The organism is Streptomyces sp. DI166 (assembly GCF_900091315.1).
GTDB lineage: Bacteria > Actinomycetota > Actinomycetes > Streptomycetales > Streptomycetaceae > Streptomyces > Streptomyces fuscus.
In genome coordinates, this window is sequence record NZ_FLSP01000172.1 from 1 (window position 1) to 9,160 (window position 9,160).

7 protein-coding genes and 1 tRNA gene are annotated in these 9,160 nt (G+C 73.1%); 4 read left to right on the top strand and 4 right to left on the bottom strand.

Features of this window, described 5'->3' with window-relative positions; translation table 11 throughout:
* Window positions 1-5: 5 nt before the first annotated feature.
* The 4 genes from GA0115233_RS38780 to GA0115233_RS38795 all read left to right on the top strand — a co-directional run bounded on the left by GA0115233_RS38780 (window position 6) and on the right by GA0115233_RS38795 (window position 2,742).
* Window positions 6-785 (top strand): ABC transporter permease, encoded by a 780-nt coding sequence (locus GA0115233_RS38780; RefSeq protein ID WP_093725337.1) that lies wholly within the window; start codon window positions 6-8, stop codon window positions 783-785.
* Window positions 786-803: 18 nt separating this feature from the next.
* A complete protein-coding gene (locus tag GA0115233_RS38785) occupies window positions 804-2,012 on the top strand; it encodes a sensor histidine kinase (protein ID WP_093725339.1) in 1,209 nt (402 codons plus the stop codon).
* Window positions 2,009-2,647, top strand: coding sequence for a response regulator transcription factor (locus tag GA0115233_RS38790; RefSeq protein WP_093725341.1), 639 nt, complete (start codon window positions 2,009-2,011; stop codon window positions 2,645-2,647). The genes GA0115233_RS38785 and GA0115233_RS38790 overlap by 4 nt, the downstream gene beginning before the upstream one ends.
* 22 nt (window positions 2,648-2,669) lie before the next feature.
* A tRNA-Gly gene (locus tag GA0115233_RS38795) sits at window positions 2,670-2,742 on the top strand.
* Window positions 2,743-2,783: 41 nt separating this feature from the next.
* Here GA0115233_RS38795 and GA0115233_RS38800 read toward each other — a convergent pair.
* The 4 genes from GA0115233_RS38800 to purD form a co-directional block, all read right to left on the bottom strand.
* Window positions 2,784-3,683 carry a phosphoribosylaminoimidazolesuccinocarboxamide synthase gene (locus GA0115233_RS38800; protein WP_093725343.1) on the bottom strand — a complete coding sequence of 300 codons (900 nt, stop codon included), beginning with the start codon at window positions 3,681-3,683 and terminating at the stop codon, window positions 2,784-2,786.
* Window positions 3,684-3,816: 133 nt separating this feature from the next.
* Window positions 3,817-5,322 (bottom strand): N,N-dimethylformamidase beta subunit family domain-containing protein, encoded by a 1,506-nt coding sequence (locus GA0115233_RS38805; protein ID WP_093725345.1) that lies wholly within the window; start codon window positions 5,320-5,322, stop codon window positions 3,817-3,819.
* Window positions 5,323-5,540: 218 nt separating this feature from the next.
* Complete coding sequence (locus GA0115233_RS38810) at window positions 5,541-7,250, bottom strand: hypothetical protein (protein ID WP_093725347.1); 1,710 nt, start codon at window positions 7,248-7,250, stop codon at window positions 5,541-5,543.
* 388 nt (window positions 7,251-7,638) lie between these two features.
* Entirely contained in the window at window positions 7,639-8,889 is a 1,251-nt protein-coding gene (purD, locus tag GA0115233_RS38815) for a phosphoribosylamine--glycine ligase (RefSeq protein ID WP_093725349.1), read from the bottom strand.
* Window positions 8,890-9,160: the final 271 nt, after the last annotated feature.

Here is a 9,160-nt window from a genome sequence, read left to right on the forward strand (position 1 = left end):
GCGGCATGAGCAGCAGCACCGTCACCACCCCCGCGAGCCGCATGGCGGCGCTGGCACGCGCCGAGCTGACCCTGTTCGGGCGGAACCGGGGAGCCCTCGTCGCCGCCCTGTTCGTCCCCCTGGTCCTGCCGTTCAGCGTGTACTCCGTCACCCGGGACCTGGACCTGGACGAGATGGGGCTCACGCCGGGCGCTGTCATCCTGCCCGCCGCCGTCGGGTTCGCGCTGCTGTTCGCGGTGTACACGGCGCTCGTCGCCGTCTTCACCTCGCGGCGCGAGGAACTCGTGCTCAAGCGGCTGCGCACCGGTGAACTGCGGGACCCCGAGATCCTCGCCGGATCGGCGCTGCCCGCCGTCGCCACCGGCCTCGGCCAGTCCCTGCTGCTGGTGACCGGCTGCGCGGTCCTGCTCGACATGCCCGCGCCGCGCGCCCCACACCTGGCCGTCCTGGGGCTGCTGCTGGGCCTGGTGATGTGCGCCGCACTCGCCGCGGTCACCTCCGCCTTCACCCGCACCACCGAGACCGCCCAGGTCACCACACTGCCCCTGGTGCTGGTGTCGATGCTCGGCTCCGGAATGACGTTCCCGCTGGAGGTGCTGCCCGACACGGCGGCCTCGGTCTGCGAACTGCTGCCGCTCACCCCGGTGATGACCCTCGTCCGGGGCGGCTGGACCGGCGAGCTGTCGCTGGGCGAGGCGACGGGCGCCCTGGTCACCGCGTTGGCCTGGACGGCGATCGGCGTGTTTGCTGTACGGCGGTGGTTCCGGTGGGAACCCCGGCGTTGAGGTGAGGGGGACACGCACATGCGCGGGCCGGGCAGTTGGTGGCGGGGCAAGAGCACCCCGGCGAAGGTGGAGACGTACACCCGGGGGTCGTTCCACTTCTTCGCGGTGATGGAGGTCACCGTGGCCGGGCTGCCGGCGCTCGCCCAGATCGGGGGCGCGCTCGGGGCCCTGATGCTGGGCCTGGTCTGCGCTCACGCGGCGGTCTGCGCGTTCACCGTCTCCCGGGCCGTGGACTGGGTGTGCGGCGGGCGCGAGCAGCCCGTACGGCTCCTCGGCGTCCTCGCCGCGCTCACCGCGGTGGTCGGCGTGACGGCGCTGGCCGTCTCCGCGTACGGGCCGCAGGGCGAGCCGGTCGACTCCGCGGCGGGCGGCGTCTTCGGCACCGTCACGGTCTTCGGGGTCGGCATCCTGACGCTCGGTCTGCGCGAGCGGCGCCATGTGTACGCCGCCGTAGCGGGGTTCGCCGCGGGGTCCGCGCCCTTCATGATCGCGACGGGCGAGGGCGTCCTGCCGGCACTGGTCGTCTCGGGGATCGTGCTGGCCGGCAGCGGCTTCGTCGCCTTCACGGCCGTGTTCTCGGTCTGGCTGCTCCGGGCCGTCTACGAACTCGACGAGGCCCGCGAGACCCGGGCCCGGCTCGCCGTCGCCGAGGAACGCCTGCGGTTCGGACGGGACCTGCACGACGTGCTGGGCCGCAACCTCGCGGTCATCGCCCTCAAGAGCGAGCTGGCCGTACAGCTCGCCCGGCGCGGGCGCCCCGAGGCCGAGGAGCAGATGATCGAGGTCCAGCGCATCGCCCAGGAGTCCCAGCGCGAGGTCCGCGAGGTCGTCCGCGGCTACCGGGAGGCCGACCTCGGCGCCGAACTCTCCGGAGCGCGGGGCGTACTGGCGGCCGCCGGTATCTCCTGCGAGGTCAGCGGTCTTGTCGCCGGTCTCCCCGACGAGGTGCAGTCGGCCCTCGGCTGGGTCGTCCGCGAGGCCACCACCAACGTGCTACGCCACGGCAACGCCGAGCGCTGCACGGTGTCGGTACGGCAGCGGGAGGACCGCGTGATCCTCACGGTGGAGAACGACGGCGTGAGCGACGTCACGACGACGTCCGGTGGCTCCGGCCTCGCCGGACTGCGCGAACGCCTCGCGGCGGTGGCGGGGACGCTGGAGGCGGGGGCCGAGGAAGGGGTGTTCCGGGTGGTGGCGGAGGTGCCGGTGGCGAGGGTGGCCGCATGACGAACGACGGTAGTGGGGCTGTGAGTGAGCGGGTGCGGGTACTGCTGGCCGACGACGAGCATCTGATCCGGGGGGCGCTGGCCGCCCTGCTGTCCCTGGAGGACGATCTGGTGGTCGTCGCCGAGGCGGCTTCCGGACCGGAGGCGCTCGCGATGGCACGGGCGCACCGGCCCGATGTGGCCGTACTGGATCTGCAGATGCCCGGGGCGGACGGTGTGAAGGTCGCCACATCCCTGCGGGCCGAACTGCCGGACTGCCAGGTCATGATCGTGACCAGCCACGGCCTCCCCGGTCATCTGAAGCGGGCGCTTGCGGCCGGTGTGCGCGGGTTCGTCCCGAAGACGGTCAGCGCCCAGCGGCTCGCCGAGATCATCCGTACCGTCCGCGCCGGAAACCGTTATGTGGACCCGGAGTTGGCCGCCGACGCGATCTCCGCGGGCGATTCCCCGCTGACCGCGCGGGAGGCCGAGGTGCTGGAACTGGCCGCCGACGGAGCCCCGGTGGCGGAGATCGCGGAGCGCGCCGCGCTGTCCCAGGGAACCGTGCGGAACTACCTCTCCTCCGCCGTCTCCAAACTCGGCGCCGACAACCGCCACGCGGCAGTGCGTCTCGCACGGGAACGAGGTTGGGTATAGTGGGTCCCGCGCCACGGCGCTTGCGAACGTAGCTCAGTTGGTAGAGCGCAACCTTGCCAAGGTTGAGGTCGCGAGTTCGAACCTCGTCGTTCGCTCAGAGAAGGAAGCCCCCGGTTCTCACCGGGGGCTTCTTCCGTTACGCCCAGCGCGTGCCGGTCAGCCGCTCGTACGCCTCGATGTACTTGGCGCGGGTGGCGTCCACCACGTCCTGCGGCAGCGCCGGCGGGGGCTGCTCGCTCTTGCGGTCCCAGCCGGACTCCGCCGAGGTCAGCCAGTCGCGTACGAACTGCTTGTCGAACGACGGCTGGGCGCGGCCCGGCTCCCACTGGTCCACCGGCCAGAAGCGGGAGGAGTCCGGGGTGAGCACCTCGTCGGCGACGACCAGCGTGTCCCCGTCGAAGCCGAACTCGAACTTGGTGTCCGCGAGGATGATCCCGCGCTCGCGCGCGATGTCCCGCGCACGGCCGTAGACGGCGAGCGTCGTCTGCCGCAGCTGCGCGGCGGTCTCGGCGCCGACCTGGCGGACGACCTCCTCGTAGGAGACGTTCTCGTCGTGCTCGCCGACCTCGGCCTTGGTGGCCGGGGTGAAGATCGGGGCAGGCAGTTCGCTGCCGTCGACCAGGCCCTCGGGCAGGGCGAGGCCGCAGACCGTGCGGGAGTCGTTGTACTCCACCAGGCCCGAGCCGGTGAGGTAGCCGCGGGCCACGCACTCCACCGGGACCATCCGCAGCGACTTGCAGACCAGGGTGCGGCCCGCCCAGTCGGCGGGGGCGCCCTCGGGGAGTTCGGTACTCAGGACGTGGTTGGGGACCAGGTCGACGAGCTGCTCGAACCACCACAGGGACAGCTTGGTCAGCACCCGGCCCTTGTCGGGGATCTCGGTCGGGAGCACCCAGTCGTACGCCGAGATGCGGTCGCTGGCGACCATCACGAGGTCGCCCGCCTCGTTCTGGTACAGCTCGCGCACCTTTCCGGTGTGCAAGTGCACCAGGCCCGGAACCTGGATCGGCTCGGGCTTTTCTACGAATCCGGACACGGTTCCTCCCCGTGGTTTGAATATGAGGGGGCCCGCAGGGCTCGATTGGGGTGGGGGTGGGAGACGGGCGGGCCAACGGGTTGATTGTCCCGTATCGGCCGGTGACCTTGGACGTCGGGGCCTTCGCGTCCCCTCAGTCACGCTTGCAGATGCGGTCCAGGAGGTTGGCGGTGGCGCGCTGGACGCGGGCGTCCGCATGGCCCGGCCGGTCCAGGGCGGGCGACCAGGCGAAGGTGCCGGAGGCAAAGACCAGGGCGCCGGAGGGGGCCCGGTACAGGGAGGTCTCCTGGTGGCGCAGGACGCCGTCGGCGTCGGTGTACGGGGAGTGCGCCAGCAGGATGCGCTCCTCGTGCTCGGGCAGCGCGGTGCGCGGGAAGTAGCGGTCGGCCTCGCCCGCGACCATTCCGGCGAGCTCGGCGCCCTCCTCGGCGCCGGTGGCGTCCCACAGCCAGTGGTCGGCGTTGCGCACGATCAGGGGGTGGGGTTCGGGGACCCGGCCCAGGTACTGGATGCCGACCAACTGCTGCTCGGGTCGGTCGATCTCGCGCCACAGCACCGGCTTGCCCGGCCCTTTCCGCTTGCGGCAGGTCATCAGGCGGTCCGGGACGCCGGAGGGGGAGGGGCCCAGCTCCACCTGCCAGTACATGGTGTTGGCGGAGAGGAAGACCAGCGAGGTGCCGTGTTCGCGGGCCAGCTCGACCGTGCGGCGCATCTGCGGGGACCAGTACTCGTCGTGGCCGGGGAAGACCAGGCCCCGGTAGCGGGTGGGGTCGACGTGGCCGCCGTGCAGGTCGCGGGCGTCGGCGTAGGCGAGGTCGTAGCCGTAGCGCTCGGCGAAGCGGATGAAGTCGTAGGCGTGGCCCACGTGCAGGGGCAGGCCGGCGCCCGCGTAGGGGCGGTCGAAGGAGACGGTGGTGGCGGCGTCGGCCTCGCCCAGGAGGCGGCCCCGCTCGTCCCAGGCGTGGTAGAGGCTGGCGCCGGTGCGCCCGTCCTCCGGGTAGAGGTTGTAGGCCTGCCAGGTCACGTCCGGCAGGAGGAGTAAGAGGTCCGCCGGGTTCTTGTCGCGGACGGTGAAGGGGATGTGGGAGCGGTAGCCGTCGGCGGTGGTCAGTACGGCGACGTAGGCGCCGTTGTTCCAGTACGAGGGGACCTGGAGGCGCCAGGACAGCCACCAGTGGTGGCAGGAGACCGTGCGGTCCGCGGTGAGCGGCGGGGGCTGGACGATGCCGGACAGGCGGGGGCTGGTGGTGATCTTCGCGGCGCCGTCCCCGCTGTAGTGGCCGATGCGGTAGATGTCGACCGCGAACTCCTGGGGCGGGTCGACGGTGATGTGGAAGTCGACGGCCTCGCCGGGGGCGACCGCGCCGGTGGAGGTGAAGCCCTTGATCTGGCGGTTCACGTCGTCGGCCGAGCGGGGGCCCTCGGGGCGCGGGGCGCGGGCGCCCCGCGGGGACGGGATGCGGGGCCCGCCCGTGGAGCTGTCCTGGGGGCCGTCGACGTACCAGGGGACCACCTGGCCGGTGTCGCCGAAGTACGTCTCGGTGCCGCGGAGCCAGGGGACGGGGCCCTGGCCGAAGGGGTCCGTGACGGCGTGCGCGAGTGCTCCCGACTCCCAGCGGCGGATCGGCTCCGACCTCATGGTCGCTCCCCTCCCTTGCCCCCGTGGTCGTGTACGTACTGGTGTGCGGAATGGGTCCTCGGCATATGGCGCGGTCGTGACGGTCGTAGGCACAAGCCCTTGCCATGTGCGCGAACGATCCCAGCACATCACATTGCGCACGCATGCTGTCACTATTCGTTGCGAATTGGCCGAAAGTGGAACGCGGGGCTCCGGTCGGACTCGGGGCCACGGGCGCGTCAGACGAGGCGGACCGGCTTCTCCGGCCGTATGCCGGACTCGACCAGCCAGGCCCGCAGGGGGTCCGGGTCGCCGTCCTCGATCAGGCTGAGGACGCGGGGCGCGAGATCGGCGGCGCGCTCACCGCCGAGCAGCAGCGTGGGACCGTCCAGCCAGTCCAGGCCGGGGGTGGCGCCCGCGGTGTCCATGGCGGCGCAGCAGACCATCGCGGTGACGTGGTCGGCGAGGAGTTCGCGCGCCGAGCGCGGGGGCTGGAGCGGGAAGAGCGGGAGGGTCGCGTCGTCCCACAGGGCGGTGGGGTCGGCGGGTGCGGGGGCGGCGGCGACCGGGGCGGCGGCCTCCTCGCGGGCCAGCTCGGCGGTCAGGCCCGCGGCGAGGGTGGCGCAGCGCTCCCGCTCGGGCTCGTCGGGGTCGGGCTCCGTCTTCCGGCTCGGCGCCTCGTCCGGCGCGGAGAGGTGGTCCAGTACGCGGGAGAGGGTGGGGCCGTTGGTCTGCGGGTCCGGAGTGCGTACGCCCAGGGAGTCGAGGACCTTGTGCAGACGGGCGGCGTCGGTGCGCCACTTGCGGTCCACGACCTCCTCCGGGTACTCCTGCCAGTCCACCGGGGACCAGTCGGGGCCGGATTCGGCGGGGCCGCCGTGGAAGAGCCGCGCGGCCAGCAGGGACGCCGCCTCGTCCACCGCCCCCGGTTCCTCCAGCAGATCGCAGGCGGGGCGTTCGCCGAGCCGGGAGGCGAACCCCTCGGCCAGCCGGTCCCGTCGGGACAGCTCCGTCAGGGCCGCCACCACACCCGCGTCCAGCCGGGCCGGCCAGCGGCCCATCCGCCAGGCCGGGAGCGCCACCCGGGTCAGCAGTCGGTCCCAGCCCGCGTACGCCAGGCCCACCTGCTCCTGGGCGACGATGCGCAGCCCGTAATCCACAGCCTGTGCACGCTCGGCCGCCGCCGCGGCCACGCCCCGCTCCATCTCCGCCGCGTGCTCCCGGCAACTGCGCAGCAGCAGCCGGGCCACCCGGCCGACCCCGGCCAGCACGGTCCGGGCCAGCGGCCCCCGGTTCGGCGCCGCGGCGACCGCGACCGCCGCGTCCAGACCCCGTACGAAACGGCGGGCGGCGGCTATGTCGGGGTGGGCGGAGGGGCCCGTACCGGCCACGACCGGCGCGAGGACCGCGCGCAGTTCGCCGACGCGCATCCACCACAGGAACGGCGAGCCGATGACCAGCACCGGGGCCGCTACCGCCCGGCGGTGCGGCCCGCGCCGCCCTCCGCTGGTCAGCTCGTCGCGGTCCTCCGCCGGGGGCGGGCCGTGCGCCGGGTGCGTACGGTCCTCCAGCCAGCTGTCGCAGTCCGGGGTCAGGGCTATCGCGGAGGGTGCCGGCACATCGAGCCGGTCGGCCAGGTCGCGCACCATGCGGTACAGGTCGGGGGCCGACTCCTCCGGTATCGCGACCGTGGGACTGACCGCGGGCCGGGACCGGGCCACGACCAGCGCGATCGCGGCCGCGGCCGGCAGGACGAGCACGGCCAGACACGTCACCACCCACCGCGCGGCGTCCCAGCCGGGACCCACCAGATGCCCGGTGGAGCCGCCGACCAGCAGCACCACGGCCAGCGCGGCGGGCAGCAGGGCGACGGCCAGTGCCCGGCTGCGGATCCGCAGCACCGCCAGCGCACGCGAACGCGCGGCCTGCGCGCCCGCTTCCACACCCATACCGGTCACGACCGAACCTCACCCCCTCCCCGTCGCGCGGGCCGATCCGGCGCCGCCTGTCCCACCTGTCCTGGTGTTGGTCACTCCCCCACTGTGGCACCACCCGCCGACATCGCAATGCCGGTGGGCCAAGTGCCGGAACGCATGCGCGGCACCATAGTTGGGGCCCCGGGCTGCGTCAGCCGGATAGCGCATCGCTCACCCGATGGAATGGCTATGGGGAAAGGTGTATGGCGAACGGCAGGCGGCTACTTGGCCAACGGCAAGCGTCAGGCCCCGGTTCCTGAGACGGAGCCGGGGCCTGTCGGGTTCGCTCTTTTTGGGCCGTCGTGGGCCTAGTCGCTTGTTGGGCCGTCGTGGCCTAGCCGCTTGTTGGGCCGTCGTGGGCCTACTCGGCGGCCGCCTTCGCGGCGATGTCGGTGCGGTGCTGGGAGCCGTCGAGGCGGATCCGGCCGACCGCGCGGTAGGCGCGCTCACGGGCCTCAGTGAGGTCGGCGCCGGTCGCGGTGACCGACAGGACCCGGCCGCCCGCGCTGACCACGGCGTCCCCGTCCTTCTTGGTGCCCGCGTGCAGCACGTACGCGTGCGGGGCGTCCTGCGCGGCGATCTCGTCGAGACCGGTGATCGGGTCGCCGGTGCGCGGGGTGCCGGGGTAGTTGTGGCTGGCGACGACCACGGTGACGGCGGCGTCGGAGCTCCAGCGCAGGGGCTCCAGGTCGGCGAGGTCGCCCTTGGCCGCGGCCAGCAGGACACCGGCGAGCGGCGTCTTGAGGCGGGCGAGGACGACCTGGGTCTCCGGGTCGCCGAACCGGGCGTTGAACTCGATCACGCGGACCCCGCGCGAGGTGATCGCGAGCCCCGCGTACAGCAGCCCCGAGAACGGCGTGCCCCGCCGCCGCATCTCGTCGACGGTCGGCTGGAGAACGGTCTCCAGGACCTCCTCCACCAGCTTCGGGTCGGCCCACGGCAGCGGGGAGTACGCGCCCATGCCGCCGGTGTTCGGGCCCTCGTCGCCGTCCAGGGCCCGCTTGAAGTCCTGGGCGGGCTGGAGCGGCAGGACCGTCTCGCCGTCGGTGATGGCGAACAGGGAGACCTCGGGGCCGTCCAGGAACTCCTCGATGACCACGCGCTCACAGGCGTTGGCGTGCGCCCGCGCGGCCTCCAGGTCGGCGGTCACGACGACGCCCTTGCCGGCGGCGAGACCGTCGTCCTTGACGACATAGGGGGCACCGAAGGCGTCGAGGGCCTCGTCGACCTCCTCGGGCGTCGTGCAGACGTACGACCGGGCGGTGGGCACCCCGGCACCGGCCATGACGTCCTTGGCAAACGCCTTGGAGCCCTCGATCTGCGCGGCCTCCTTGGAGGGGCCGAAGACCGGGATGCCCGCGGCGCGCACGGCGTCGGCGACACCGGCGACCAGGGGCGCCTCCGGGCCGACCACGACCAGCTCGGCACCCAGCTCGGTGGCGAGCGCGGCGACGGCGGCGCCGTCCAGGGCGTCGACCTGGTGCAGCTCGGCGACCTCGGCGATGCCGGCGTTGCCGGGGGCGCAGTGCAGCGCGGTGACGTCGGGGTCGAGGGACAGGGAGCGGCACAGGGCGTGTTCGCGGGCGCCGCTGCCGATGACGAGGACCTTCACGGGGTCAGCCTATCCGGAGCGGGGGTGGGGGGATTGTGCGGGTCGCTGAAGGGGGGTGGGGTGGGGGTTGTGTGTTCGCACGAAGTGGGCGGGCCGTGTGCCCCCGCGCCGGTGGCCGTTCGCCGCGTCCGCGCTCGCGTTGGCGCTCCCGTTGGCGCTCGCGTTCCGTTCGGTCACGTCATTCGTTGGTGAACTCCTCGACGACCGTGGCGCCCAGTTCGCGGACGATCAGGTCGTGGCCGGAGAGGGCCGACTCGTTGAGGTCCGGGTC

Bases quoted from the DNA above. Each gene is read 5' to 3' on its own strand.
- GA0115233_RS38780 (WP_093725337.1), top strand. From the start codon at position 6: ATGAGCAGCAGCACCGTCACCACCCCCGCGAGCCGCATGGCGGCGCTG.
- GA0115233_RS38785 (WP_093725339.1), top strand. From the start codon at position 804: ATGCGCGGGCCGGGCAGTTGGTGGCGGGGCAAGAGCACCCCGGCGAAG.
- GA0115233_RS38790 (WP_093725341.1), top strand. From the start codon at position 2,009: ATGACGAACGACGGTAGTGGGGCTGTGAGTGAGCGGGTGCGGGTACTG.
- GA0115233_RS38805 (WP_093725345.1), bottom strand. From the start codon at position 5,322: ATGAGGTCGGAGCCGATCCGCCGCTGGGAGTCGGGAGCACTCGCGCAC.
- GA0115233_RS38810 (WP_093725347.1), bottom strand. From the start codon at position 7,250: ATGGGTGTGGAAGCGGGCGCGCAGGCCGCGCGTTCGCGTGCGCTGGCG.